At 60.0% G+C, this 26,723-nt stretch carries 26 protein-coding genes; 5 read left to right on the top strand and 21 right to left on the bottom strand.

What is annotated here, in order from left to right; translation table 11 throughout:
• Positions 1–69: 69 nt before the first annotated feature.
• From pflA to AK829_RS03625, 4 genes are all read right to left on the bottom strand, one after another.
• Positions 70–945: a pyruvate formate-lyase-activating protein gene (gene pflA, locus AK829_RS03640; protein ID WP_052204355.1), complete on the bottom strand. Its 876-nt coding sequence runs from the start codon at positions 943–945 to the stop codon at positions 70–72.
• Positions 946–1,197 carry an autonomous glycyl radical cofactor GrcA2 gene (gene grcA2 / locus AK829_RS03635; protein ID WP_052204353.1) on the bottom strand — a complete coding sequence of 84 codons (252 nt, stop codon included), beginning with the start codon at positions 1,195–1,197 and terminating at the stop codon, positions 946–948.
• A 37-nt stretch (positions 1,198–1,234) separates the two neighbouring features.
• Positions 1,235–3,328, bottom strand: coding sequence for a pyruvate formate lyase family protein (locus AK829_RS03630; protein WP_052204351.1), 2,094 nt, complete (start codon positions 3,326–3,328; stop codon positions 1,235–1,237).
• Between the two features lie 244 nt (positions 3,329–3,572).
• The gene (locus AK829_RS03625; protein ID WP_052204349.1) at positions 3,573–4,922 is read right to left on the bottom strand and encodes an NAD(P)/FAD-dependent oxidoreductase; all 1,350 of its coding nucleotides are present in this window, start codon (positions 4,920–4,922) and stop codon (positions 3,573–3,575) included.
• 107 nt (positions 4,923–5,029) lie between these two features.
• Here AK829_RS03625 and AK829_RS03620 point away from each other — a divergent pair, with 107 nt between their 5' ends.
• Positions 5,030–6,316, top strand: a complete 1,287-nt coding sequence (locus tag AK829_RS03620; protein WP_052204348.1) for an SAM-dependent methyltransferase — start codon at positions 5,030–5,032, stop codon at positions 6,314–6,316.
• Between the two features lie 139 nt (positions 6,317–6,455).
• On the opposite strand, the gene AK829_RS03615 is transcribed toward AK829_RS03620, so the two are convergent.
• Entirely contained in the window at positions 6,456–7,142 is a 687-nt protein-coding gene (locus AK829_RS03615; protein WP_052204346.1) for a YceI family protein, read from the bottom strand.
• Between the two features lie 3 nt (positions 7,143–7,145).
• Positions 7,146–7,493 carry a hypothetical protein gene (locus AK829_RS03610; protein WP_052204344.1) on the bottom strand — a complete coding sequence of 116 codons (348 nt, stop codon included), beginning with the start codon at positions 7,491–7,493 and terminating at the stop codon, positions 7,146–7,148.
• A gap of 101 nt (positions 7,494–7,594) precedes the next feature.
• On the opposite strand from AK829_RS03610, the gene AK829_RS03605 reads away from it, so the two are divergent.
• Positions 7,595–7,972 (top strand): RNA polymerase-binding protein RbpA, encoded by a 378-nt coding sequence (locus tag AK829_RS03605; protein ID WP_052204342.1) that lies wholly within the window; start codon positions 7,595–7,597, stop codon positions 7,970–7,972.
• Here AK829_RS03605 and AK829_RS03600 read toward each other — a convergent pair.
• Genes AK829_RS03600 through AK829_RS03575 form a run of 6 tightly spaced genes read right to left on the bottom strand, consistent with a single transcriptional unit; the run spans position 7,959 to position 14,017 of the window.
• Positions 7,959–8,978: a polyprenol monophosphomannose synthase gene (locus AK829_RS03600; RefSeq protein WP_052204340.1), complete on the bottom strand. Its 1,020-nt coding sequence runs from the start codon at positions 8,976–8,978 to the stop codon at positions 7,959–7,961. The two genes, AK829_RS03605 and AK829_RS03600, sit on opposite strands and share 14 nt — an antisense overlap.
• Before the next feature lie 8 nt (positions 8,979–8,986).
• Positions 8,987–10,507, bottom strand: coding sequence for an apolipoprotein N-acyltransferase (gene lnt / locus AK829_RS03595; protein WP_052204339.1), 1,521 nt, complete (start codon positions 10,505–10,507; stop codon positions 8,987–8,989).
• Positions 10,508–10,993 carry an FxsA family protein gene (locus AK829_RS03590; RefSeq protein ID WP_052204337.1) on the bottom strand — a complete coding sequence of 162 codons (486 nt, stop codon included), beginning with the start codon at positions 10,991–10,993 and terminating at the stop codon, positions 10,508–10,510.
• 10 nt (positions 10,994–11,003) lie between these two features.
• Positions 11,004–12,206, bottom strand: a complete 1,203-nt coding sequence (locus AK829_RS03585; RefSeq protein WP_052204335.1) for a lipase family protein — start codon at positions 12,204–12,206, stop codon at positions 11,004–11,006.
• Positions 12,207–12,212: 6 nt separating this feature from the next.
• Entirely contained in the window at positions 12,213–12,938 is a 726-nt protein-coding gene (locus AK829_RS03580; protein WP_052204333.1) for an SDR family oxidoreductase, read from the bottom strand.
• Positions 12,932–14,017, bottom strand: coding sequence for a M24 family metallopeptidase (locus AK829_RS03575; RefSeq protein ID WP_052204331.1), 1,086 nt, complete (start codon positions 14,015–14,017; stop codon positions 12,932–12,934). The genes AK829_RS03580 and AK829_RS03575 overlap by 7 nt, the downstream gene beginning before the upstream one ends.
• A gap of 31 nt (positions 14,018–14,048) precedes the next feature.
• Between AK829_RS03575 and AK829_RS03570 the strand changes: the two genes are divergently transcribed.
• Positions 14,049–14,624, top strand: coding sequence for a trypsin-like serine peptidase (locus AK829_RS03570; RefSeq protein ID WP_083439733.1), 576 nt, complete (start codon positions 14,049–14,051; stop codon positions 14,622–14,624).
• On the opposite strand, the gene AK829_RS03565 is transcribed toward AK829_RS03570, so the two are convergent.
• Genes AK829_RS03565 through AK829_RS03525 form a run of 9 tightly spaced genes read right to left on the bottom strand, consistent with a single transcriptional unit; the run spans position 14,611 to position 24,636 of the window.
• Positions 14,611–17,367 carry a DEAD/DEAH box helicase gene (locus tag AK829_RS03565; RefSeq protein WP_052204327.1) on the bottom strand — a complete coding sequence of 919 codons (2,757 nt, stop codon included), beginning with the start codon at positions 17,365–17,367 and terminating at the stop codon, positions 14,611–14,613. The genes AK829_RS03570 and AK829_RS03565 overlap by 14 nt on opposite strands.
• A gap of 30 nt (positions 17,368–17,397) precedes the next feature.
• Positions 17,398–18,399 carry a twin-arginine translocase subunit TatC gene (gene tatC / locus AK829_RS03560; RefSeq protein ID WP_083278985.1) on the bottom strand — a complete coding sequence of 334 codons (1,002 nt, stop codon included), beginning with the start codon at positions 18,397–18,399 and terminating at the stop codon, positions 17,398–17,400.
• Between the two features lie 5 nt (positions 18,400–18,404).
• On the bottom strand, positions 18,405–18,713 hold the full coding sequence (gene tatA / locus AK829_RS03555) for a Sec-independent protein translocase subunit TatA (protein ID WP_052204324.1): 309 nt from the start codon (positions 18,711–18,713) through the stop codon (positions 18,405–18,407).
• 5 nt (positions 18,714–18,718) lie between these two features.
• Positions 18,719–19,663 carry a helix-turn-helix transcriptional regulator gene (locus AK829_RS03550; protein WP_052204322.1) on the bottom strand — a complete coding sequence of 315 codons (945 nt, stop codon included), beginning with the start codon at positions 19,661–19,663 and terminating at the stop codon, positions 18,719–18,721.
• Entirely contained in the window at positions 19,660–20,577 is a 918-nt protein-coding gene (locus tag AK829_RS03545) for a helix-turn-helix transcriptional regulator (protein ID WP_052204320.1), read from the bottom strand. Before AK829_RS03545 ends, AK829_RS03550 begins: the two co-directional genes overlap by 4 nt.
• Positions 20,570–21,946 (bottom strand): Pup--protein ligase, encoded by a 1,377-nt coding sequence (pafA, locus tag AK829_RS03540; protein ID WP_052206361.1) that lies wholly within the window; start codon positions 21,944–21,946, stop codon positions 20,570–20,572. Before pafA ends, AK829_RS03545 begins: the two co-directional genes overlap by 8 nt.
• A 31-nt stretch (positions 21,947–21,977) precedes the next feature.
• Complete coding sequence (locus tag AK829_RS03535; protein WP_052204318.1) at positions 21,978–22,160, bottom strand: ubiquitin-like protein Pup; 183 nt, start codon at positions 22,158–22,160, stop codon at positions 21,978–21,980.
• A 4-nt stretch (positions 22,161–22,164) separates the two neighbouring features.
• Positions 22,165–23,655, bottom strand: coding sequence for a depupylase/deamidase Dop (gene dop, locus AK829_RS03530; protein ID WP_052204316.1), 1,491 nt, complete (start codon positions 23,653–23,655; stop codon positions 22,165–22,167).
• Between the two features lie 3 nt (positions 23,656–23,658).
• Entirely contained in the window at positions 23,659–24,636 is a 978-nt protein-coding gene (locus tag AK829_RS03525) for a bile acid:sodium symporter family protein (RefSeq protein WP_052204314.1), read from the bottom strand.
• 174 nt (positions 24,637–24,810) lie between these two features.
• Between AK829_RS03525 and AK829_RS03520 the strand changes: the two genes are divergently transcribed.
• The gene (locus tag AK829_RS03520; RefSeq protein WP_052204312.1) at positions 24,811–25,863 is read left to right on the top strand and encodes an enoyl-CoA hydratase/isomerase family protein; all 1,053 of its coding nucleotides are present in this window, start codon (positions 24,811–24,813) and stop codon (positions 25,861–25,863) included.
• Between the two features lie 32 nt (positions 25,864–25,895).
• Positions 25,896–26,669 (top strand): enoyl-CoA hydratase, encoded by a 774-nt coding sequence (locus tag AK829_RS03515; protein ID WP_052204310.1) that lies wholly within the window; start codon positions 25,896–25,898, stop codon positions 26,667–26,669.
• Positions 26,670–26,723: the final 54 nt, after the last annotated feature.

Here is a 26,723-nt window from a genome sequence, read left to right as displayed (position 1 = left end):
TTGGATCAAGGGGAGGGCGCTCCCGAGGCGCTCTCAACGTAATAGGTGATACTACGCGCAGACCCCGGGTTAGAAAACTGTCAGGCCACGGGAGCGAAACACTGAACGCACATGTTCCAAAGATTCCGCTGTCGGGGGAGTCGTGTCCTCCAACTGGTAGTCCAAACCAATCTTCTTCCACTTGTCCGCGCCCATGTTGTGAAAGGGCAGGACCTCCACGCGCTCAACGGTGCCCTTCCAGCGTGCAACGATGTCAGCGACCTGTTGCACGTTGTCCTCACCATCCGTCAAACCCGGCACAAGCACGAAACGTACCCAGACCTTTTTGCCCTTTGCGTGAAGACGATCACCGAAATCAATCGTCGGCTGCAACTGCCGTTCAGTGACGTGCTCATAGGTGTTCGGATCACCAGACTTCACGTCCAAGAGGAACAGGTCGATATTGTCCAAGTCCTCGTCCGTTAGCCGCGCGCCCAAGTAACCGGAAGTATCAACCGTGGTGTGCACGCCCGCGTCATGCACCGCCTTGAGCAGACGACGGGTAAACGCGATCTGGAACAGCGGCTCACCACCCGACAGCGTTAACCCGCCACCGGAGGCGTTGAACACAGGTTTGTAGCGTAGGACGCGCTTTACTACCGCGTCGATACGCTCCAAAGTGCCCTCTTTCATCTCCATCGTGTCCGGGTTGTGACAGAACTTGCACCGCAACGGACAACCAGACAAGAAGAGCGTCAAACGGGTGCCGGGGCCGTCAACCGCAGTCACCAACTCCCACGAGTGGATCAAGCCGATCTCGCCGGTACGGCGTGCGTCGAGCAACTCCGGACGGGTGATCTCCAAATCATCCGTGGATAGCCCACCTAAACCGGCAGCGACGCCGCGCACGCGTTCACCCTGTTCGGGCTGAAGCGTGACAACGCCGCTGGTGCCATCAAACGCCATTTACGCGCCCTGGTGGAAGGTACGGGAAATGACGTCGCGCTGCTGCTCCTTCGTCAGCTTGACAAAGTTCACGGCGTAGCCGGAAACGCGCACCGTCAGGTTCGGGTAGTTCTCTGGGTGCTCCATCGCATCTTCAAGCGTGGACTCGTCCAACACGTTAATGTTGGCGTGGTACAGGCCAGACTCCATGTTGTTTGCAGCACGGGATGCCTTCATGGAGGCGAGACGCTCGTCAAAAGTAGGGGTAGACATTGTTCGAAGTGCTCCTTTATCTGTGTGAAGTGGGGGATTAGGCCGGCTGGATGGTCGTGTCAGCGTTGTCCATGATGAAGCCCGCGTCCAAGACACCAACCAGGTTCTTTACCTGCTCTTCCTTGTTGCGGCCAAGACCAGCAGGAGTGATGGTGTTGGTCAGCGAAATGCCGTCCAGCGCATCGTTGTAGTCCAGCTTGCCAACCGACAGCATGGAGGCAACCATGCCGTGGTTATCGGCACCGTTTTCCGGGTTTGCGCCCGGCGCGAACGGGGTACCGGCCTTGTGCCCGGACGGGAACGAACCGGTGGCCTTGCCGTAGACAACGTTGGAGGTAATGGTCAGCACGGACTGCGTCGGAATGGCGTCGCGGTACATCGGGATCGCCTTGATCTTCTGCATCACGGTGTGCACCACGGTGGCAGCGATGTCGTCCGCACGGTCATCGTCGTTGCCGTAGAACGGGAACTCACCCTCGGTAATGTAGTCCACCACTAGGCCGGTCTCATCACGAACCGGGAAGACCTTGGCGTACTTAATCGCGCTGAGTGAGTCAGCCACAATAGACAGGCCTGCAATACCGCAGCCCATGGTGCGGATGATGTCAGAATCATGCAGCGCCATCTCAATGGACTCGTAGGCGTAGCGGTCGTGGCAGTAGTGGATGATGTTCAGCGCCTCAACATAGGTGCCCACAACCCAGTCGAGCATCTCCTCGTACTTCTGCCAGACTTCGTCGAAGTCCAGTGGGCCGTCGCCAAGAATCGGCGTGTGGTCGCCATCGGTGATCTGCTTGCCGCTGACCTCATCGCGGCCGCCGTTGATGGCGTACAGCAGCGCCTTCGCCGCGTTGACACGCGCGCCGAAGAACTGCATCTGCTTGCCCACCTTCATAGGAGACACGCAGCAAGCGATGGCGGCGTCATCGCCCCACTTGTCACGAATCTGTTTATCAGACTCATACTGCAGCGAGGACGTCTCAATGGAAATCGCGGCGCAGAATTCCTTGTATCCCTCCGGCAGCTGCGGGTCCCAGAAGATCGTGATGTTCGGCTCTGGTGCCGGGCCAAGATTGCGCAGCGTCTGCAGCAGGCGGAACGCAGTCTTGGTTACTTGGTGGCGGCCGTCCTCGGAGAAGCCTGCGTCCGTCCAGGTAGCCCAGTACGGGTCACCGGAGAAGATCTGGTCATAGTCCTCGGTGCGCAAGAAACGCACGATGCGCAGCTTGATTACCAGCGCGTCGATGATCTCCTGAGCTTCAACCTCGGTCAGGGTGCCGTTGGCCAGGTCGCGCTCAAAGTAGGCATCCAGGAAAGGGGAGAGGCGGCCAATAGACATGGCAGCGCCGTCCTGGCTCTTGACTGACGCCAAGTAGCCGAAGTAGGTCCACTGCACTGCTTCCTTAGCGGTGGAAGCCGGTCCGGAGATGTCGAAGCCATAGTCCGCGGCCATCTTCTTCAGCTTCTTCAGCGCTTTGATCTGCTCGGCGTGTTCCTCGCGGTAGCGCGCCCAATGCTCGGAGAACCCGTTAGCAAGGGAGGCGTCCTTGGCCTGCTGCTTTTCTTCAATGAGGTAGTCCACGCCGTAGAGCGCCACACGGCGGTAGTCACCAATGATGCGGCCACGGCCATAGGCATCCGGCAAACCTGTGACGATGTGGGAGGAACGTGCCGCACGGATGCGAGGCGTGTAAATGTCAAACACCGCGTCATTGTGTGTCTTGCGGTAGTGGGTGAAGATTTTCTTCACATCTTCATTGACCTCTTTGCCGGCCTCTTTGATGGCCTGCTCGACCATGCGCCAGCCGCCGTTCGGCATCATGGCGCGCTTGGTTGGGGTGTCCGTCTGCAGGCCAACAATCACATCATCATCTTCGGAGATGTAGCCCGGGGCAAACGCGTCGATGTCTGCAGGTGTGTCCGTATCTACGTCATACACACGGCGTTCACGTTCAACAGCGAGGTAGGTTTTGTCCAGATAGTCCCAGAGGCGAAGCGTCTTTTCGGTAGCGCCTTCAAGGAACGAAGCGTCCCCGTCGTACGGGGTGTAGTTGCGCTGCACGAAGTCGCGGACGTCAATTGTTTCCATCCACGGGCCCGGCGTGAAGCCTTCCCATGCTTGGTGCTGCATTTGCGGCTGAGTAGAAACTGTCACAGTTGCACGGTCCTTCTGTTGACTATTGAAGTGTTCCTGCGGCTGCGCTTGGGCAATTCCCGCTTGACGACGCCACGCGCGTGCCGCTCACATCCAAGTATAAAGAAAACCGGCCCCTTTAGGTAATACGAATGGCGTGACGTTTGGCACAGAAAACCCGCCCTCATGGTGAGGGCGGGGGAGCTGAGTGCTGTTAGCCTTGGCCAGCTTTCGGCCTCGGCTACTTTTCGGTCTCCGTGTTTTCACGCGCCACGCGCTGCAGCAACTGGCCATTGGTGGTGACCAGGTTGTAACGACGCGAGTTCAGCGCGTTGAGCAGCCACGTAAACGAGGTGACCACGCGGTTGCGCAGACCCTGCAGGAACTGAACGTGGACGAACAGCCACATCAGCCAGCCGATGAAGCCGCTGAACTCAACCTTGCCCATCTTCACCACAGCGTTGAAGCGGGAGATGATCGCCATGGAACCCTTGTCAAAGTAGCTGAACGGGTCACGCTGATCCGGCTCCACGCCGTGCTCAACCTGCTCTGTGATGATCTTGGCCACGTACTCGCCAGACTGCATAGCCACCTGGGCAACGCCCGGAAGCTTGTTCAGGCTCATCATGTCGCCGATGATGAACACGTTGCGCTTGTCACCCACGGAGCAGTCCGGGTTGACCTGGACGGTGCCGTTGCGGTTGACCTCAACGCCAGTCTGCTCAGCCACAATACGGCCCAGCGGGGAAGCCTCAACACCAGCGGACCAGATCTTGGTCGCAGCCTTGATGGTCGTCTCCTCATTGGTCTTGGTGTCCTTGTAGGTCACGGACTCTGCGTCCACATTGGATACCAAGGCGTTGAGGATCACAGTTACGCCTTCGCGCTCCAGCTGGCGCTGAGCCTTCTTGCCCAATCGCTTGCCAAATGGCGGAAGGACCTGCGGCATGCCGTCGATAAGCACGATCTTGGTCATCTCCGGGCGGAAGGTGAACTGGCCCTGCTCGAAGGAACGGTGAGCGAGCTCAGAGATCTGGCCTGCCAGCTCAACACCGGTCGGGCCAGCGCCCACGATGACGAAAGTGAGCAGCTCCTCGCGCTCTTCAGGCGTTGCAGCAAGCTCGGCACGCTCGAAGGCATCCATGATGCGTGCGCGGACCTCAAACGCGTCATCCAGGGTCTTCAGACCCGGTGCGAACTCGGCGAAGTGGTTATTGCCAAAGTAGGACTGGCCAGCGCCGGCAGCCAGGATCAGGGAGTCATACGCGTAAGCGCGCTCCTCACCACCGTCAACGGCGGTGACGGTCTGGGCTTCCGTATCAATGTCAGTGACCTCGCCGCGCATAACCGTGAGGTTGTCAATGCCGCGGGTGAGCTGACGCACCGATACCGCGATCTCGCCAGAGGATAGAAGACCAGTTGCCACCTGGTAGAGCAGCGGAGCAAACAGGTGATGGTTGGTGCGGTTGATAAGCGTTACGTCCACGTCGGCACCAGCGAGCTCGCGGGTTGCATAAAGGCCACCGAAACCGGCACCGACGATGACTACGTGGTGGCGGTTACCAGTAGGGCGGTATGGCGTTGCTGCCATGTTGAAGCACTCCTTGTGATTGAAGCTGAAAATACCCCGGTAGATACTACGCCCCCATCCCGGGTTGTAGCACAGTGAGGGCACTTAGCGGCACTAAGGTGAATGCAATGACAGTCAACAGCGCCGCAGATCACCTTGTGGGTGTGGATGCATCCGCATGGCCTGGAGTAGCTGCGCCACCACACATACGTGGTGCCGCACTGCGATCAAAGCGTGCCGAGGCAGCGTTTGCCAAGGCGGCTTCCCAGGCAGGGCTTGCCCTTGATGGCGATGAACCCGCGCTGGTAGTTGCCCATGCGGATGTGTTTGCGCGAATTGCTGCTAGTGGCTGGATTGGCCTTGCGGAGGGATACCTGGCAGGAGAGTGGGAGACGGCAGACTCTGACGCGCTAGTGGCCGTGCTGCGCGGCCTCATCGCGGCAAAGTACTGTCCGAAAACCCCACGAATTTCACCCAGTAGGGCTGCTGATGAGCTGCCGGCGGACCTGATTAGCCATTTCTCCGGCGACGGCGTTAGCCCATTTCAGGGGCATTTTTCGACAGGTGTGCCTACCACGCAGCGTGAGCTGGTGAAATCCTTTGTGCGCGGCGCGGGGCGTCAACATGAACCTGCAAAACATTTCGTCGATGTGACGGAATTCGCCACACCGTTGGATGCAGGGCGCGGGGATTTGAGCGATGCACAAGCCCGCAGTGCCGCGATGCTCCTTGACGCAGTGCATGCCGGAACAGGCATCCACCTGCAGATTCGGCCCGCGGCGGGCTCTGCGCTGGCGGTTGCGGCGAGCCGTCGTGGCGCGACCGTGGACTGCGTGGCAAATTCTGACCAAGCAGCTGCGGAGCTGCGTGAACAACTCACGTTTGCGGGTGTCGCCGATGCTGTGCGGGTTGAGACCTTGGGCGAAGCTGCCCACGGTGCGTATGACGCCATTGTGAGCGTGGAGCACCTTGAGACACTGCCGGAGAAGGCTAAGGGGGAGTTCCTGCGCTTGCTTGATAACTCCCTGGTTCCAAGCGGTATGGTGTGTATACAAACGGTGGTGTGTGTGGAGCGGTTGCCGTCGGCGGCCGTTGCGGCCCTCGAATCGCTGCGGGCATACATTTGGCCGGGCTTAAGCTTTTCGACGTCACACGACATCGCCAAAACCACCGACCGGAACACCGGACTGCGCATCATCGCGGAGACGCGAGCGCCGGAGCACCTGGCTGAATCGTTGGCGTTGCAGCGCCGAACCTTTGAGGGCAATCTGCGCGACGCGGCGGCCGATGGGTTTGACGTTGTGTACCGGCGCCTGTGGATCTGGCAGCTGGCGCTGCGCGAGGCGTTGGCGCGAGAGGGGATGCTGAGCTTGACACAGCTGACCATGGTTAGGCGCCGGCGTCGCGGGCGCTAGGTCGAAGGGCGGGACTAGGGTGCGTCCCCACTAACGTTACTTGACATAATGTACATTATCGGACAAATAATGATAATGGCCGCACCATGGAAAGGTGTAGCCATATACCCCCAATAACGTAACGTGACGTTAAGGGCGACTATTTGGCCAGGTTGATGCGGATGTTGATCTCGCCTTCCTCCGCAATCTTTGCCGCGACAAACTCCGGCGTGTCCACACCGTAATCCAAACGGTTAATCGGAATGTCGCCCGCGATAATCAGGTTGTCGCCGGAACGCGCAACCTCAAACGTCTGCGTCACAGAGTTCGTTGTCCCCATGATGGTCAGGTCGCCCGTAAGCGTCACCTCTCCGACGTTGGCGTCTGTGGGCAGCTCGCTGACGTCGACAGGCTCAGTGAGCTCAAACGTGGATTCCGGGAACTGATCAGTATGGAAAATCTTGCGACGGACATTGTTATCACGTACATCGCTGTCCGTGGTGATGTTCGTCATGTCCACAGTGATCTTGCCGGCGGTCAGCGTGCCGGCCTCAATGGTTGCAAATCCGGTAATACCGTTCGTGGATCCCGAGGTCTCCCTGCGCTCTCCAGGTAGCACCTCGTTGAACGTGAATCCGGCTGCCGAACGGTTTGCGTTTGGGCGGTTGCTCACGCTCCATTCGCCATCAATGTCGGTTGAACTTGGCTTCAGTGCCGAATGATCGATACCTTCCGTTTTTACGCCACTGCCAAGCATGTTGATTGCTAGCGGAACAAATGCAATGAGCAGCGCAAATACGGCAAATACGGAGACTACCGCGATCAGAACCTTTTGTTTCGTCTGCACCTTCTACCTCAGCTTTTCAATGTGTGTGGCCAGCTCAACTAATTCGTCACAAAGGTGACGAATTTCGTCTGCCTTTGCCCCTTCCGCAGCTGCCGTTGCAATATCTTCCGCGGCGCACTTGAGCGCATACAGCTCATCGCGAAGCTCTCCTACGCGCTCCGGGCGCAGTACAACGGAGCCTTCAGTAACCGCCGTACCAGCAATATTATGCCTTTGCTCATACGCACGCTGCTTGCAGCTGGGGCTGCAGTATTTCCGTTTCCTGCCTCTCCCCTCCTGCGGCGCCAGCTCTTTCCCGCACCACTGACAAGCAGGTGCGGCCCTGTCGGTAAAACTGGTCTGGGCTGCCACGCCCAAACATTCTAGTACAGCCGGGAACAATCCTTGAAGCTTCCTCGTTATACTTAATCGATCGCACTAATCGTTGCAGCAAATGAAGGGACTGTGAGAGCATGGCAGATCGCGTGTTGCGCGGCAGCCGAATGGGCGCTGTGAGCTACGAAACGGACCGCGACCACGACCTCGCGCCGCGTCAAATGGCCAAATACAAGACCCCCAACGGTGAGGTCTATGAGGTGCCGTTCGCGGACGATGCCGAGATTCCCGAAGAGTGGATGTGCAAAAACGGCCAGATCGGCATCCTGATGGAGGGCGAAGGCGTCGAAGCTAAGCCAGCCAAGCCGCCGCGTACCCACTGGGACATGCTGCGTGAGCGCCGCAGCATCGAGGAGCTGGATGTGCTCCTCGAGGAGCGTTTGGAGCAGCTGCGCAAGCGGCGTCGTAACGCAGCGCGCATTGCCAAGGAGCAGCAGGCCGCTAACGGCCAGTAGTCGCGCGCTTCAACTCGTGCTTGGCTAGGTTGGTGAACTCACCAACCGCCGCAACGCCGTCACCGACAAGGTTGGCGGCGTTTTTTGGTGCCTTGGCCAGCGGGGACTTCTTCAGCTCGTACTTCGCCAGCTTGTACATCTCCCCAACCGTAGTGGCTGCCTTCTCTGCGGCAGAACCCAAGCGCTCACCGGTGCGCGACAGAGCGGAGCGCTCAAATTCGTACTGCGCAAGCGCGCCCACTTCCTTGAGCAGGTTGGCGGCAGAGGTGGTCTTCTCCGCCACTCCCCACTTGGTCACCTCAGCCAGTGAGGTCGCTGCGAAGCTCGCGTTGAGCTTGGACTCCCCGAGCGTGCGGTCCTCAAACGTAATCGGCACTTCGCGAACGTCGAAGCCTGCCTGGCCCGCCTTGTGTGCAACCTCCGCCTGGAAAATGAAGCCCTTCGGCGAAAGCTCGTTGAGATCCAGCTGCTCGAGTACTTCACGACGAAACGCGCGGTAGCCAGCCGTGAGGTCATTGACATCTTCCCCCAGCGCCGCGGAGATGTAGCGGTTGCCCAACTTGGACAGCAGGTAGCGCTGCTGCGGCCAGTTAGTCACCTCGCCGCCATCAACGTAGCGAGACCCAATAACCAGGTCCGCGCCGTTCTCAATTGCTTCCAGCAGGCGTGCAAGCTCCTCCGGGGCGTGGGAGCCATCCGCATCCATCTGGCAAATGACCTGGTAGTCGCGCTGAAGCGCCCAGCGGAACCCTGCACGGTAGGCGGCCATCAGACCATCCTTGGCGGTGCGGTGCAACACGTGGATCGTGTCGTGTTCTGCCGCCAGATCGTCCGCAAGTTTTCCGGTGCCGTCGGGCGAGTTGTCGTCCACAACAAGGACGTCAACATCGGGTGCAGCCTCAATGACTCGGCGGGTAATCAACGGGAGGTTTTCCACCTCGTTGTAGGTGGGGATGATCACCAGAGTCGAATTCGACACGTCGGAAGCTCCTTTAGCGTTAAGCATTGTTCAGGTTAGTTAACATTTGCAGCATACTCGCGACGTGCCAGCAGCACCGCCGCAGCACCTGCAAGCACAAGCAGCCACTCCAACACCGCGCCAAAGCGGGCAGCCGGAGTCAGTCCGGTGCGAAGCGGCAATGCTTCTACAAGGTGGTTGGCCTCAAAGATCTCCGTCTGCTGGGAGACAGAACCATCCGGGTGCACGATGGCAGACACACCCGAGGTTGCGGCGACAACGACCGCACGGTCCAACTCAATGGCGCGCATGCGGCTCATCGCCAACTGTTGGTAGGTCATGTCGGTGAAGCCGAAGGTGGCGTTGTTTGTAGGTGTGGCCAAGATTTGGGCGCCGTTTTTCACCGCCATCCGGTAGGCGGGGTCCTCCGCGACCTCGTAGCAGGTGGCTACACCCAGGATGGTGTTGCCGATTCGCACCACGCCCGGACCATCCCCTGGCTTGAAGTCGCCCGCCAAGTCCACAAGGTCAGAGAAGTTGCGGAAGAAATCCCGCATAGGCATATATTCGCCAAACGGCTGGAGGAAGCGCTTGTGGTGCATATCGCCGGGTCCTGTCACCGGGTCGAAGACGACTTGGGTGTTGCGGGCCCCGACTTGGTCACGGGTCAGCGTGCCAACCATGATCGGCGCGCCCACAGCTTGTACGGCGGAGTCAATGAGCTCGGCTGCCTCAGCATCCGTAAACGGATTGACGTCAGATGAATTCTCGGGCCAGATAACGAAGTCAACATGGGTGCCAGCAAGCTTGAGCGTCTCATTGACGTGGTTGGCCAGCACCGCGCGGCGCTGCGCGTTGAAGTCCAGACCAAGCCTTGGCACGTTGCCTTGCACTGCGGCAACCGTCACCTCGTCGCTGGTTTTCGACGGGGAGTCCACCCCCAACCAAGCACCCAAGCCGAGCAGAAGTGGCGCGACGACACCTGCAGCCGCAGCCACACGCGCACGTCCTGAACGAAGCACCAGGGCGCATAGACTCGCGCCAACAATCACCGTGGCACAGGTAACTAGCACTGGCCCACCCCACGCGGCAAGCGAAGCCAGCGGTCCATTGATCTGCCCCCAGGCAAGGCGAACCCACGCAAACCCTCCAAAAGGCACAGAGGAGCGGATGAACTCCACTGCCACATACACCAGTGCAAACGTAAGGAAGCCGTAGCGGGTGCGCGCCACGCGCACCCCAAAGAGGCCGGTCATAATAGCGTAGAGCGCCATCGTGATACTCAGCGCAACATAGGGCATCGCTCCGACAAATTCGCCGATCCACGGCAACAAGTAGAGGTAGCACGCCACACCGTGCACAAACCCGAGCAGCGCGCCAAAGGCGGCACTCGGACGCTCCTGCGCAGCACCCGCCAGCCCAATCTTGCCGGTTACCTTCGGCGACCACGGCGATAGCGCCAGGAACAACAGCGCAATACCGGCAATGGCGCACCACCAGTAGCCATGCGGTTCATAGGACAAATACACTAGCCAGCCAGCAAGGGCTGCCAGTGTGATGCGGTAAAACGCCAGCACCTAGTCGTCCCCCATCCGGTACCACTTTTCCAGTTCCTCGGCGTCGATAACCTCGTGGGACGTGTCCTTTTCCGGGGTGAACGTTCCGTAGCTGGTGCGGTAGCGAGACATCGGAGCAGACTCATAAACGCGCATGCCCACTTGCTCAATGTCGCGGCGAACACGTGCTGTCAACACGCCGCGGATCAACGCGCGCGTCGGCGGCAAAATCAACAGCAACCCCACAAACGAGGACACGAACCCCGGCACGATACACAGCGCCCACCCCGCCAACAGCAGTGCGCTATCGCCTGCCAATCGGCCAACAGATGAACGCCCTTGTGCTGCGCGCGCCAAGGCAGCGCGAAGCGACAAGCTGGCGGCAAACGCCCCGAGCGCCATTAACGCTAGAACCAAAAGGAGCGCCCAACCCACCCCGATTGCTTTGGCAACTCCCCAAAACGCCAGCATCTCAACGGCAAAGTACGCAAACATAAGCAGCGGCATGTGCCATAGGCTACCCGCCAAGCTGTGCTAGCAGCCAACGCACATCCCGGCTGAGCCACGCGAAGTACGGACCGAAGTGGTTCATGCCGGTGCGCCCCAGAATGCGCGGCAGCCGCCGCGTATGCACATCCACGCCCCAGGCGCTGCCGAGGGTGGTGACGGTTGGGTGGGGCACGAGGTCGTCGAAAAGCGAAGCCCACAGGCGGATCGGGATACGCGGCGGGCGGCGCGACCCGAGCCGGGAAGCCTCAAGATGTGCCGATGTCAGCGGCAAGTCTGCCAACAGCTCAGCCATAGTTTGGCCGGTAGTGGTCCATGTGCTTGTCTGTGCCCACGGCCTGTGCAACACCGCGCCTGCCGCACATACCTGCGCACCGAGCATGACAGCGCGCACCCCTTCCCCACTCAGGTATGGGGTGATCTCGCCAGCAATCCGCTCATCCGCGGCCATGAGTGCCGCCACCGCGTACAGGATGACAACAGAGGACATTGCCCCGTCCACATGGTCCAGCATGGCGATCAGATCGGCCGGCGGGGCGCCCACTACAGCCGCAAGCGGTTGCAGTTCAGGGGTGTACTCCGGCTGCTCAAGCCAGGCACCTACCGCGCCGCCGCCTTGGGAAAACCCCCACAGGCCGAGGTTGGTGGTGTCTATACCAAGCTCGGATGATGCCCGCAGCGCGTCAGCCAACGCGCGAGCTGATGAGACGTGGTCGCAATACAGCTGCACGTTGTCTTCGGGATCACGCGGGTAGTCCGTGACCACCACGTTCGCGCCGCACGCCAACAACAGGTTGATCGCCGGCTGCTCATACGCCGCGATGGCGTCCAAAGGACTGCGACGGGTGCTGAAACCCACGGTGCAGGTGTAGGAAGGATCACAACGCGGCGCGACCCCCTGTGTGGAGGGGGCAAACGCCACCGTGGGTGCCTCGCCTTCACCCCGCCACGGCGAGAGCGATCGGAATACGGCTCCGGTTGCGCTTAAGACGCGGCTATCGCGATCACTCGTTGCGTAGCTGATGCGCCACGCTTTGGCCGGGTTCATCCGACCACCAAGGCCTATCGGGCTGATCGTTTCAGCCGCCAAGAGCTGTCCTGGGCGCGCGCCAGCAAGCCAGGTAGCGGCCGCGAACTCAGGGTCTGTGCGTGGGCGAAGCACAAATACGCTTCCCGCCAGCCCCAATGCCGTGCGTGCGATCGGTGTAATCAAGCTCTATTACCTCGGCATATGGCGCCAAATTGGGCGGGGCACAAGGCGCATGATGAAGGCAAGCAACGCAAGCCTGCCCGGAATCCACACGGTTTGGCTGCGACCGCGGCTTGCGGCGGAAACCACTGCTTCCGCTACAACGTCCGGAGTCACCGACATGATCGCCGGTTTCATTCCGGTGGTCATCTTGCCAATGACAAAGCCTGGCCGCGCCGTGATCAGGTGCAAGTCGCTACCGTGCAAGCGATCCGCCATGCCCTGGCAGAACGCGTCTAGCCCCGCCTTCGTGGAGCCGTAGACGTAGTTCGCGCGGCGCGCCCGCCAGCCGGCAATGGAAGAAAAGGCGAAGATTTCGCCGCGCTGCATTACGTCTGCAAGCACGGTGAGCATGCTGACCTGGGCGAGGTAATCCACGCTGGCAATACGCACGGCTTCCCGCTCATCGCGCTCAGCCAGCTCCTGGTCGCCCAGGATGCCAAACGCCACGATGGCGGTGGTGAGGTTGTCCACCGACTCAACCAGCGCACGGTGCGACTCCACATCAGTTGCCTCAAACGCCACCGTCCGCACGCTACTGGCACCAGCATTGAGCAGTTGCTTCTCGACGCCCACGCCAACCCCCACATCCCTCACCGCACACACCACATCGCGGCCCTGACAGATACGCTGAGCAATCTCACCGCCAATATCGCTGGTAGCGCCAAGGAGAAGAATTGTGCCCTGACTTAGCATTCAAGTGCCTTTGGGGCGTTGTTGAGTGAGCGTGCACCGGTATCCGTCAGCGTCACAATGTCCTCAATGCGGACGCCGAACTGACCCTCGACGTACACGCCCGGCTCAATGGAAAACGCCATACCTTCCTCAAGGACCAGGTCAGAACCGGCGATGATGAAGGGCTGCTCGTGTATCTCAAGACCGATGCCGTGACCCAGGCGGTGGGAGAATTCGTTGCCAAAGCCGGCCGCTGTGATGATGTCGCGCGCAACCGCATCCAGCTCACCAGCCGTCATGCCTGGGCGCGCAGCAGCTGCGGCAGCCTGCTGGGCCTCGAGCACAACCTGGTAGGCGCGCTGAAACTCCGGTGACGCCGCAGCACCCGGCACTACATAGGTGCGCGTGCTGTCCGAGTGGTACCCAGTGTCAAGTGTGCCGCCGATGTCCACCACCACCGGATCCCCTGGCTGCAACACGCGGTCAGAAAAGTCGTGGTGCGGATTAGCGCCGTTGGGGCCAGATCCGACGATGACAAAGTCAACCTCGGCATGCTCGCGGCGGATAAGCGCTGCAAGTTCGGCGGCAACCTCGGCCTCTGTCCGGCCAGCGACGAGAAGCGCGGGTGCCTGCTCGTGTACCCGGTCGATGGCGGCACCGGCCTTGGCCAGCTCAGCGATCTCCGCCGGATCCTTGATCATGAACATGTCTGCAAACTGCTGCGACATTAGCCTGGTTTCAGGCAGCACGCCCTGAAGACCAAACACGTGATCCGCGGTCAACGTCCGGCTAAGTTCTGCAGGTCCTCCTGCGACGTTGGCCACGGCAGCGTACGGGTTTTCGCCGTCGCGCCACGATTGCACGGTCACGTCCGTAAGGGCCGGCAAAGAGGCCGCATCCGTCGCCGGGGCGATAAGCACCTGGGAATCAGCCGTTACTACCAGCGCGGTCAAGCGCTCATGCGAGTGGAACTCATGCCCAGTCAACGCCTTCATCTCCGCGCCAACGCCGATAACCAGGGCAGTGACATCGGATTGCGCTACCCGCTTCTGTAGTGCTTGGCGGCGTGTTGCGTAGAACTCCTCAGCAAACAAATTCATGGCCACAATCGTAGGGCGCTAGCATGGTCGCGTGTCCGTCTCCCCCGCCCATCTCGTCCGGCTCCACAGTGCCAGCAGTTACTGCACCGGCACACTTGTCGCACCAGATGTGGTGCTGACCTGCGGCCACTTCTTCATTCCGCTGCTGGCAAAGCTTCGCAGTGTGATGTGCTCCGTAGGCGAAGAGCGCCGGCGAATCGACGAGCTCTACCTTTTCCCCGGCACTGACATTGCGTTGGTTACGCTCACAAAACCAGTGGTGCTTGGAGACTTTCCCACGATTGGACCGCCACCGTCACTGCTCAGCCAAACCGTTACTTTCGGCTTCGGCGGAGGAGCACGCACCCCAAACGCGCGCGCAGGCAGGTACCTCACGCCACTGCCCTTGGCAGTCTCGCGCGCAGGCTACACGCGCGTGAGGCCCGCAGGCCTCGTGCTCAGCGGTGCGATTAAAGGCGACTCGGGTGGACCCATCGTCGCGAAGGGACGCATCTTCGCCGTCCAGTCGCTGATCCTAGACCCATACGGCAGGAACCTTCGCTTGGCGACGGTTGCGTTAGTCTCACCCCGCGTCGTCGACAAGCTCGAGGCGCTTAAGCGCCGATAGCCACCACGCCGCGTCGCATAGCATCAATAGCCCGATTGGCGTTCTTGCGGATGGTATCGCTGTAGCCCGTGTTGTGGATCTGCTCCAGCACGTCAATGACCTGACGGCACCAGCGCACAAAGTCACCTGCGGACAACTCCGCGCCCGACTCCGCCGCCGCAGCCATGGCGTAACCCAACGGCGCACCAGCAGTCCACTGATGCACCGCCAGCGCGAACCCAGCCTCCGGGAGACGCGTCACCGGCAGTTGGTGGCGCTGCTCATCCGTAGTCAGCTCGTTGTAGACGCGCATCGTCTCATTCATCGCGTCCGCCATCGCATCTGTGGCGGCCTCCGGATACCCACCGGTGGTCTTGCGGTTCTCAAAGACCATCATTGAGGCAACACCGGCCAACTCCGCAGGATCCAACTCGTCCCAGATACCGCGCTTCAAACACTGCGCCACCAGCAAATCGGACACGTTGTGGATTCTGGCCAGGCGCTCGCCCTCCTCCGTGACCTGCGGCTGGCCATCACGCAGCTCCACGTAGTCCAGCTCCGTGAGAAGGCCGATAATGCGCTCGAAGGTGCGGCCAAGCGTATCGGTCGAGTGGTCCACCTGGCGCTGGGCGCGTTCAAGCTTGCGCTCCTCACGCACCAACTGCTCGCCAACGCGAGCCAACAGCTCACGCTGCGGCGCCGGCCAATGGTGCGCAGGATGCTGGCGGATCGCCTCTCGCAGCGCCGTGACCTTCTTCGACGGACGCACCCGCGCCTGATCCTTCATACGCTTCGGCGCGTGGAAATTACTGCGCCTGAGCAGATCAACCACCTTGCGCGTGTGTTTGCGCGGCTGCTGCTGCATATGGCGCGGCACCTTGATGCGGCCCACCACAATCGGCGGATTACGGAACATATCCGCGCTAATGCGCCCAGACCAGCCGCGCTCCGTAGTCACCCACGGGCGGGGATCATCCTGCCTGCCAGCCGGCTGGAGCACTGCCGCAAGCTCCGGCATCTTCTTGCCCGGGATGGCAACCACCTCACCAATCTGCAGGCGGCCAAGGATCTTGCGGGTCTCTACCTCACGGTCATGCAAGGAGGTACGGCGGGCTTCCTTTTCAGCGTCACTCAGATCTCGCCGCAACGTCAGGTATTCCACCAGCTGGTCGGCGGCATCCTCGGCGTCGGTACCGGTAAGCGTTGCAACGTCACGATCCAACTGCGATCGCAGCTTGCGCACCTTCGCCTCCAGACGCTCGATCTCGCGGACCTCACCCACCACCGAACGATCCGTCTGGAATTGAGCAAACGACTGCTCGATCAGACGGATGGAGTCCTCGTAGCCGTTCATGCCCAGCATGTTGATCGCCATGTTGTAGCCCGGCGCAAACGGTGAAATCAACGGATAGGTACGCGTAGACGCAAGCCCCGCAACCTCACGCGGGTCCATCGCCGGGGCCCACTGCACCACCGCGTTACCAATGTGGTCAATGCCGCGGCGGCCCGCACGCCCAGTCAGCTGCGTGTACTGGCCAGGTGTTAAGTCCACGTGTGCCTCACCGTTGAACTTCACCATCTTCTCCAGCACCACGGTGCGCGCCGGCATGTTGATACCCAACGCTAGCGTCTCGGTGGCAAACACCACCTTGACCAGGCCTCGCACAAAAAGCTGCTCAACAATGTGCTTAAACGCCGGCAACAGGCCCGCGTGATGCGCCGCAAAACCACGGGTCCAAGCTGTGCGCACTTGGCGATAGTTCAGAACTTCGAGGTCTTCTTCGGGGATGTCGGCTACGCCGGCGTCGATAATCGCCCGGATCTGCTCCTGTTCCTCCGGCGTGGTCAGCTCTTTTCGGGAGCGTAGGCATTGGAACAGTGCGCCGTCGCAACCCGCACGGGAGAAGATGAAGACGATCGCCGGCAACATGTCGCGCCCCTGCAACGCTTGGACCACCTCCGGTCGGCCGACTGGGCGCACTCGGTCCTGGGAGCGTTCGCGGCCGGAGCGCCGACCGTCCGCACGCGAGCGAAAGCCCCTGCCCTGCTCATAATCCGATCGGCCCTGGTCACCCGCACCCGCCTCAATGCGGGCAATGGCGCGTTCAAGTTCCCGATTCACCTGGTCTGAATCCGGCTCAAACAGCGGAAACACCTTGCGGCCGACCATCATGTACTGGCTCAGCGGCACAGGACGGTGCTCAGACACAATCACGGCGGTGTCCCCGCGCACCGTGCTCAGCCACTCACCGAACTCCTCCGAATTCGACACCGTTGCGGATAAGCCGATGAGGCTTACCGAATCATCCAGGTTCAAGATGATCTCTTCCCACACCGCGCCGCGGTCCAGATCCGCCAGGTAGTGGATCTCATCCATCACCACGTGGCTCAGCCTGTCCAACTGGGGCGATTCCGCGTAGATCATATTGCGCAGCACTTCAGTGGTCATCACAACTACCTCAGCGGAGCCGTTAATGGACACATCGCCGGTGAGAAGCCCCACGGCGTCCTCGCCATGCTCTGCAACCAGGTCGTGGTATTTCTGGTTGCTTAGCGCCTTAATTGGCGTAGTGTAGAAACACTTTGTGCCGCGACTCAGCGCCAGCGCCACGGCAAACTCCCCCACCACCGTCTTGCCGGAGCCCGTCGGCGCGCACACCAGCACCCCACGGTCCGCCTCCACCTCACGGCAGGCATCAAGTTGAAAGGGGTCGAGCTTAAAGCTTTTCGACGCCACAAATTCACCCAAAAACGTCCCAGACATAGCTACCAGCGTACGTGGTTGTGTGCGGGGCTAAAGAACGTCGCTAAACGGGTCCTCTGGCTTCTTCCGGCTGGGCGCCACAGGCTGCGGCGACTCTATCGGCGCGGCGGCAATTGACTCTGTGCCGCCAACCGATGTGGGCGCCGTGATTGGCCCGGAGGCCTCCTCATCATCTAGGTCCATCCAGTCCGGGCGCGCACGGTTTGTCCGCTTGTCATGGAGGCGGCAGAACTGAAACGCGATCTCTACAAGCACCGCCATCGATGTACCAAGCGCAACCATGGAGAACGGGTCTTGGCCAGGGGTCATAAACGCCGCGAAAATAAACAGGCCGACGATGATGATGCGGCGCTTTTCCTTCACCATGTCGTATCGCAAGATGCCCGCGAGGTTGAGCATGACAACGATGAGTGGCAGCTCAAAGCTCACGCCGAACACCACGGTCAGGCCAAGCAGGAAGTTGTAGTAGCTCTGGCCGGTGAGACCGCCTACCTGGACTTCCCCGCCCATGGTCATAAGCACGTACAGGCCTTGGTCCAGCACGAAGTACGCCAGCACAGCACCGGCGACAAACAACGTCACCGCAAGCGTGACAAAGGTAAACGTGTAGCGCCGCTCATTCTTGTGCAACCCAGGGGTGATGAAGTTCCAGATCTGCAGCAGCCAGATTGGCGAGGCCATCACCAACCCCGCCAGCGCACCCACCTTCAGGCGCAGCATGAACATCTCAAACGGGCTGGTGGCCAACAGGCGGCAGGAGCCGTCATGCGTGAAATCCGCACGCAAATCCTGCGGCAGGTTGCAGTAAGGGCGGCGAATAATTTCACCCAACGGCATCAGGCCACCGGGGGCGCTCTGGTACCAAATGAACCCGATGATGGTGCCCACCACAATGGCAACCAGGGACACAATAACGCGCCGGCGGAGCTCCGTCAGGTGCTCCACCAGCGTCATTTCCCCCTGAGGGTTATGCTTGCGCTTTCGCCTGCGAGCTTTTCCCGCCCGCGGCGTTGACGACGCCTGAGACGCCATGTGAACTAGCGCTGCGTCGGCTGGTTTTCAGGACGATCCCAGAAGTCATCGCCCTGGGATGCGCTGCTGGTCTCCGGATTCACCGGGGAGGCCGGGTTAGCCGTGGTGGCCGGGCCTGCAGTCAACTCGCCCTGCGGTGCGGTGGTCGCAGGCTGGTCTTCCGCGTCTTCACGACGCATCTCCTTGACCTCAGACTTGAAAATACGAGCCGAACGACCCATCGAACGCGCCAAGTCAGGCAGCTTGTTTGCGCCAAACAGCAGCAGCACGATGGCAAGAATAATCAGAATTTCGGGAGCACCGAGATTAGGCATGTGCGTCATCCTAACACGCGCATCGCGGCGTCCGCGCGACGAACAACTTCCTCGGCAAGTTCCTCTGGTGCCTGCAAACGCACCCTGCCAGCCTGGCCCAAACAGAAGCGCACGAGCCAATCGGCACTGCCGTAGCGCATTTGCGCTGGCACCCACTCCCCACCCTCGTGGGAAAGGTCGATATCCAGATCCCAGTCGTCTGCCAGCCACGTGGCGTCGCGGTGGATCAACAGCTGCGCGCGTTTTGCATCGCGCATGCTGAACGGATCAGCAGGATCCAGGGTTGGGGTTGGGGCGTTGGGTGGGTTCGACGTGGCGTCGGTAAGCACAATGCTCCTGATGCGATCAAAGCGGAACATACGCAGCTCACCGTGATCCCAGGCACGCAGGTACGTTTGGCCATCCTTATGGAACGTGTCAATCGGCGAAACCATGCGCGTTGACGTTGCGTTGGACGTTGCAGAGTAATAGGACAACTCAAGCTGCTTTTCCTCCGCAATTGCCTGGCGGATCGTCGCAGCCGGGGTGCCCTCGGCGTGCATCTGCGCATCATCTACCCCAGCACCATGCGCCACGGCGCGAATCTTTGCGGCGGCAGATATCACCGCGTCAGAGTCCACAATCCCCGGCATGGTTTCCAAGGACTCCAGCAACAGCAACAGCGCGTTCGCCTCAGTGGGAGTCAGGCGCAGAGGCTTGTCCAGCCCCTGGTTGTTAATCACGTTGACCGAAAACCAATCATGATTCAGGTCAATCATCTGCCCACCATGCATGCCCACGCCTGAAAGAAGCAACGCGTTGAGGTCATCCCTGATCTCACCGGGATCCGAACCCAAGTCACGTGCCATCTCCATCACCGTGGAGTCTGGGTGCTTGCCCACATACGCAAGCAAGTTCAGCTGGCGCACCACACGCTCGCGCCTCTGCTGGGCTGGATTCGTTGAGGTCACTTCTCTCCTCCCACGTGCCGCAGCAACGCCACGACGTCTTCTCGCACGTCCGCCGGTTCTATTGCGCTCACACTGCCCGCCAAGGATGCCACTGTGCGCACCAACCAATCACGGTCCACGCCTTGAAGCCTGATCGTGTCACCGTCACGCTGGCCGCGGCTAGCCAGTTCATCGCCCGCGGCGCCGCTCACCGTCACCGTTGCATCCGTCAGCGCATGCTGCAGTTGCTTCTCGACGATCTCCTGCAGACTCCCCTCCTGCCTCTTGAAGTCAGTCGCGTTGACCCCGCGCACATGAGAAATCTTGCGGACGCGAAACACACGCGCCGCATCGCGGTCGCGGTCCCACCCCACCAGATAGGCGCGGTTATTCAGCGGCACGATCCCCCATGGATCCACCGTGCGCGTCTGCACCGGCTTGCCCGGTGAGGAAACGAAATCAAACTTTAAGCGTTTCGACGTTCGCACACCCGTGAGCAAATGACGCAACGTGTCTGGGTCTAGGCGTGTGATGTCGTTGGAAAACGAGGCCAACACTGGCTCATCAAACGAACGCGTCGCCCCAGAAGCCGCAAGCTTCGTCCAACCCGAACGAGCAAACGCCCCCAGATTGGCGCCGTGGGCCAAATCAGCCGCCAGACCAATGACGGACGCCTCAGCCTCGGTCAACTCCACCGGTTCCAACTCGTACTGGTCTTTGTCCAACCACAGTTCACCGTCCATGTAGCGCACTGGAACCCACATGCTGCGAAGCTCTTTCACGTCACGCGAAAGCATGATTGCCAACGCCGACGGCGACTTACCCTGGTAGCCGTCCACGTTACGTCCAACCCACTCCATGTTGCGTGGGCTTTCAGCGCCCAGCAGGGCAAACGTGAGATTGACTTGCCTGCGGCCAGCATCCACCTCACTCACGGTTTGCCTCGCCTTGGCGTGTTTCGGCGATACGGGAAATCAGTGCGTCGACCTCGTCGTTCTCCGTAGCAAACGGGTCCAGCAGCTCAAGTGTGACCGGCTCCGGACGGTTGATCTTCAGATGCACCCAATCAACGTTATGGTCCACATCCGCTGCACGCACGGCGTCCAAGAATTTGCCGCGCAGCACTGCACGTGTCGTCGCGGGCGGAGCCTGCAGTGCCTGTGCAATTGCTTCATCAGTGGTCCAACGCTTGGCCAGACCCTTGCGCTCCAAGAGGTAAAACAGACCACGATCTCGATCGATGTCGTGATACGTCAAGTCGATCTGGGCAAGACGCGGGTGATCCCAGTCGCAACCCAGTTTGTCCTTGACCTGGGTGAGCAGCTTGCGCTTGATCACCCAGTCGATCTCGGTGTCCACGCCCGAGAAATCCTGCGACGCGATCGCATCAAGTGTGCGCTGCCACAGGTCCACGATGCGCGCCATCTCCTCGTTCGGCGTTCCCTCATCTGGGCGCACTTCCAGCCAGCGCCGGGCAGCGTCCAGCGTGCCTTGTTGGACGGCGAGGGCGGTGGTCACGCCACCGTCGCGAAGCAAAAGCTCCGTGCCACCAGTTGGGTCAAGCGCAATGTCACGAATGTGGCCGATCGGGTTGTCCAGCTCCACATCCGGCAGGTCAAAACCCGCCTCCAGCATCTCAATCACCAACAACAGGGAGCCGACCTTCAACGCAAACGACGGCTCAGACATGTTGGAATCGCCCACAATGACGTGCATGCGGCGGAAACGACGCGAATCCCCATGCGGCTCATCACGCGTATTAATAATCGGACGCGTACGAGTCGTGGCAGAAGAAACGCCCTCCCACACCTGATCGGCACGCTGCGAGATGACGAAGCGACCCTTTTTGATCATGCCCGCCCCACAAATCAGCTGACGCGTAATCAGAAAGGGCAACAGCTGCTTGCCAAAAGACTTCAGAACGAGGTCACGGCTAATCAGGTAATTCTCGTGCGCACCATAGGAGTTGCCCGCGGAATCGACGTTGTTTTTGAACAGGTAAATGTTAGCGTCAATACGATCGGCGGCCATCGCCTGGTCAGCTTGCCGAGCGAGCTTGGCAAACGCGGCCTCACCAGCCTTGTCGTAATTCAGAAGCTGCGTTACCGAATCGCACTCCGCTGTCGCATACTCCGGGTGCGAGCCCACATCCAGGTACAACCGTGAGGCGTTATCAGTGAAAATGTTGGAGCTCCGGTGCTTCGCCACAACAGGACGAAACAGGTAGCGAGCGGCCTCCTCCGGCGTCAGCACCGCCTTTCCATCCTTGTACGCGACGACACCAAACTCCGTTTCCACACCCATAATGCGGCGCGGATAGAGGCCGTTTGTCACTCTACTGCCCACCCTTTTGCACGAACGAGCGCACAAACTCCTCCGCGTTGTTATCTAGCAGCGCATCAATCTCATCCAACAGGTCCTCAGTACCAGTGGTGCTGATCTGCGCCTGTCCTGCCTCGAACGGCTCCTCCGGAGTGTCGTCCCCACCAGGTTTTCCAAAAACTTGCTGCTGTGTCATGTCTCTACCCTAACGCTTGAAGTAGTTCCCGAACGTTGGTTACGCGATCCAACACGTCACCAATATCGGCCTTAGTGAAACGGTCAAGTTTGTCCATTGGCAAACGGATCACCTCACCGTCCAGGTTGAAAATGATGGACTGCCAGCTCGCCGCCATAATGTCCTCGCCGAAGCGCTGGGTGACGTGACCGCGGAAGTAGGCGCGCGAGTCCTCCGGCGGGTTGGCTGCGGCTTGTGCAATCACGTCATCACTGACCAAGGTGTGCATCCGGCCCTTGCGCACAAGCGCGTGGTAGAGCGACTTCTCCGGATCAATGTCCGAATACTGGATGTCAATCATCTTCAACTTCGGATCAGACCAGCTCACCCCTCGGTCCGTATAGCCCTTCAGCAGAGCCCACTTCGCCGTCCAATCCAGGCGGTCAGCGGTGGACAGCGGGTCGCGCTCCAAGTCAGTGAGGATCTCATCCCACAGTTCGAGCACTTGCTTATCGACGCCATCGTGCGCCTCACACCTATCCATATACTTGCGCAGGAGCGCGGTCGCGGGGATGCGCTGGCCGTCCGCAAGCAAAAGCTCATGCTTCAGTGTCGGGTCGTGCGAGACGTTGTGCATCTCCGCAACCGGATCCGCAAGGCGAAGGTCTGTGAAATCAACGTCATTCTCAATCGCATCAATAACCAGCTTGGTCATGCCGATCTTGAGGAAGTTGGAGTACTGGCTCATGTTGGCATCTCCAACAATGACGTGCAGGCGACGGAACTTCGTCGCGTTCGCGTGCGGCTCATCGCGGGTGTTCATGATGCCGCGATTGAGCGTGGTCTCCAGAGAAATTTCCTGCTCAAAGTAATCCGCACGCTGCGAAATCTGGAAACCATCACGCTCGGACGCCTGACCAATGCCGACGCGACCAGCGCCAATAATGACCTGGCGGGCAACAAAGAACGGAATGAGCGCCTGGGTGAGCGTCGAAAAATCCGTCTGGCGCGAATACAGGTAGTTCTCGTGGCTGCCGTAAGACTGGCCCTTACCGTCCACATTGTTCTTGTAAAACTTCAGCGGTGGGCAGGGATCGTGCTTATCCAGCACGCTGACCTGCTGCTCCCACAACTGGCGGATCGTGGCCGCAGCCTGGTTGAGGTAAATGTCACCGGCTGCGTCCTGAATCATGGCGTCAAACGCGTTGGAGGTCTCCGGCGAGCTGTACTCCGGATGCCCGTGGTCCACGTAAAAACGTGCACCGTTGGCCGTGACAACATTGGCAACGCCCATCGCGTTCGGGTCTACCTGCGGAACGCTGCGGTAGCGCCGCAGGTCAAACCCGCGAGTGTCCTTCAGGGGTGCCTCTTCCTCATAGTCCCACCGCGAGCGAGCGGACGTATGCAGCGCCGCATACGCCACCACAGCATGTGTAGAAGTGAGCAGTTGGCTTAACGACGGATCCTGCGGACACATAATGCCGTACTCCGTCTCAGTACCCATGAAGCGTGTCATGCGCTAGATGGTAGCTGCCGATTCCTTCTCTGTGGGGTGTTTACGAACAAGGGAGGCATAGATAGCGCCCGTAATGTTGTGCAGCACCGCGGCAACAGCACCCGGCAGCGCCGCCTCAGGGGCGAAGAACTTACCCGCCATACCCGAAGACAGACCAGCGGATTGCGTACCAACCTCAATGGCAACCGTGCGGCGGTAACTTTCCGGCTGGCCAGTGAACTTCGCTGCGTAGTAACCAAGCACGTAGCCGAGGACGTTGTGCAGCAGCACCGCGAGGAATACCATGAGGCCGACCTCAATGAGTGCTTCGCGGTTCTTGGCCACCGTTGGGAACACCACACCACCGATGCCCAAGATGGAAATCCACGGAAGGACTGGCGAGATCTTCTCCATCCACGAATCCAACAGGTAACGAAGCAGCAGGCCACCGAGCACAGGGATCAGCACCGTCTTTGCAAGCGAAGCAGCCATCGCGCCAGCGTTAACTTCCACCTCTGCCCCGGCGAGCAGCAGCATCAAAATCGGGGTCATGATGGGTGCGACCAACGTAGAAACACTGGTCATGGCAACCGACAGTGCCACATCACCCTTAGACAGGTAGGCGATGACGTTGGAGGACGTACCACCTGGCACCGAACCCAACATAAGGAGGCCAACCGCCAACATCGGGTTGAGGCCCAGCAGCTTCGCTACCGCTACTGCCCCCAACGGCATGATCACAAACTGCGCGATCACGCCGATGACCACAGGGACCGGCCGGCGGGCAATCTCCTTGAAGTCCGGAATGGTCAAGGTCAGACCCATGCCGAACATGATGATCATGAGGAAGTAGGTGATGTACTGCGTCAGTGGCAGAAACGGCGCAGGAAATATGAATGCGATGGCCGAGCCGACAAGAATAAATACGGGGAAAGCAGCAATTGCGAACGCTGCGGATCGGTCCTTCTTTGTTGAGAACTCCGGTTCAATCAGTGTGGCCATGGCCCCTCCTGTCCAAAGTGTGGAAATGTAGTCCCGCTGTGTGGGATGAGGCTACTGTACGCTGCGTCACATTTCGCGCTTGCATTGGGTGGGTAATTGCGTAAAAATCACGCTGAGCACCTCAGGGATGTGTACGATACGGGCTAAAGTCGTACACCCGAAAGGAGACCATGCATGGCGGACCACGTACTGCACGAAAAGCGAGGCCGCGCCGGCATCATCACTCTCAACCGGCCGAAAGCAATCAACGCCCTCACCCTCGAAATGTTCGAGGAAATCACCCGAATTCTGCGAAGCTGGGAGGACGACTCAGACGTATCCCTAGTAATCCTGCGCGGCGCCGGCGAACGCGGACTCTGCGCCGGTGGAGACATTGCATCGCTCTACCAAGACGCCAAAGACGGCGGCACCATGGGGCAAACATTTTGGAAAGTCGAATACGAACTCGACTATTACATTCACACCTACCCCAAGCCCTACGTAGCAATCATGAACGGCATTGTTCTCGGCGGCGGCGTTGGCCTTTCAGCGCTGAGTGCGCACCGCATTGTTACTGATGATTCACGGGTAGGCATGCCCGAAACCGGTATCGGTTACTCCCCTGACGCTGGTGGCACCTACCTGCTCTCACGCAGCCCTGACCGCCTCGGGCGCCACCTTGCCTACACAGGGCTCCACGTCGGCGCAGCCGAAACCATTGACGTTGGGCTTGCAGACCACTACGTACCCCAGGATCAGCTAGAGACGCTTGTATCTGAACTAGCCACCACTGGAGACGTAGGCGTGATCAACGGCTTCGCACAACCTCTCGGCCCCGGATTTGGCGATGACCGCGAGGAAATGGCAGAGATATACGCCGCAGCAACGCCAGAGGCAACCCTTGAGCAATTGAGCGAGCTAGCTGAGCGCAATGATGATGACCACTGGTCCCACAAAGCCGCCAAGGCGATGCGGCGAAACTCGCCACTTGGCATCAAGGTAGCTGAGACCACCTTGAACCGCGGTGCGAACATGACACTGGCTGAGGCACTGACCCAGGAATACTGGTTCAGCCTCAACATGCAGCGCCACCCAGAATTCGTCGAAGGTATCCGAGCCCAGATTGTGGAAAAAGACCGCAACCCGTCCTGGACCTACGCCACGCTTGCCGACGTCCCCGCCAACGTAGTCAGCGACCTCACCGCCTTCGACACCGTGCCAGGCGCGACACCGCCAGAATTCAACTAAACGTGCAAGAAGTCAAGAAAGGAACCACCAACATGGCCTATGAAAACATCCTCGTAGAGACCACTGGCCGAGTAGGCGTAATTACGCTCAACCGCCCGAAGGCGCTCAACGCCCTCAACTCCGCAACCATGACCGAGGTCACCGCTGCTGTAGGCGAGCTTGACAGTGACAATGCGATTGGCTGCATCGTCATTACCGGCTCTGAAAAGGCATTTGCCGCCGGCGCAGACATCAAAGAGATGAGCACCAAGACCGCCACCGAAATGTACACCCTGGACTTCTTCGCCGGATGGGATGCACTGACCCGTGCACGCACCCCGATCATCGCAGCGGTCAACGGATACGCGCTCGGCGGCGGCTGCGAACTTGCCATGATGTGCGACATCATCATCGCCGGCGATACCGCGAAGTTCGGACAACCCGAAGTGAACCTTGGCGTCACCCCAGGCATGGGCGGATCCCAGCGACTCACCCGCGCAATTGGTAAGTCCAAGGCTATGGAAATGTGCCTGACCGGCCGTCAGATGGGCGCTGAAGAGGCCGAACGCTCCGGACTCGTCGCGCGTGTTGTCCCAGCCGAAGAACTGGTCGACGCAGCGAAGGACCTGGCAGAAGAGATTGCCCAAAAGTCGCTAGTGGCTACCACAATGATCAAGGAACAGATCAACGCCGTAGACGAGCTAAGCCTCTCCCAAGGCCTTATGTACGAGCGCCGCACGTTCCATTCCATCTTCGCTTCCGAAGACCAGAAGGAAGGCATGCAGGCATTCACTGAGAAGCGCAAGGCTAACTTCCAGCACCGCTAAATAGGTGCGAAAAGGTGGGAGGAAACTTTCCTCCCACCTTTTGTTTTGCCCTAC

The sequence above is a fragment of the Corynebacterium riegelii genome (assembly GCF_001263755.1).
GTDB lineage: Bacteria > Actinomycetota > Actinomycetes > Mycobacteriales > Mycobacteriaceae > Corynebacterium > Corynebacterium riegelii.
The sequence above is the reverse complement of the archived record's forward strand: the minus strand, read 5'-3'. Positions and strand labels throughout refer to the sequence as shown.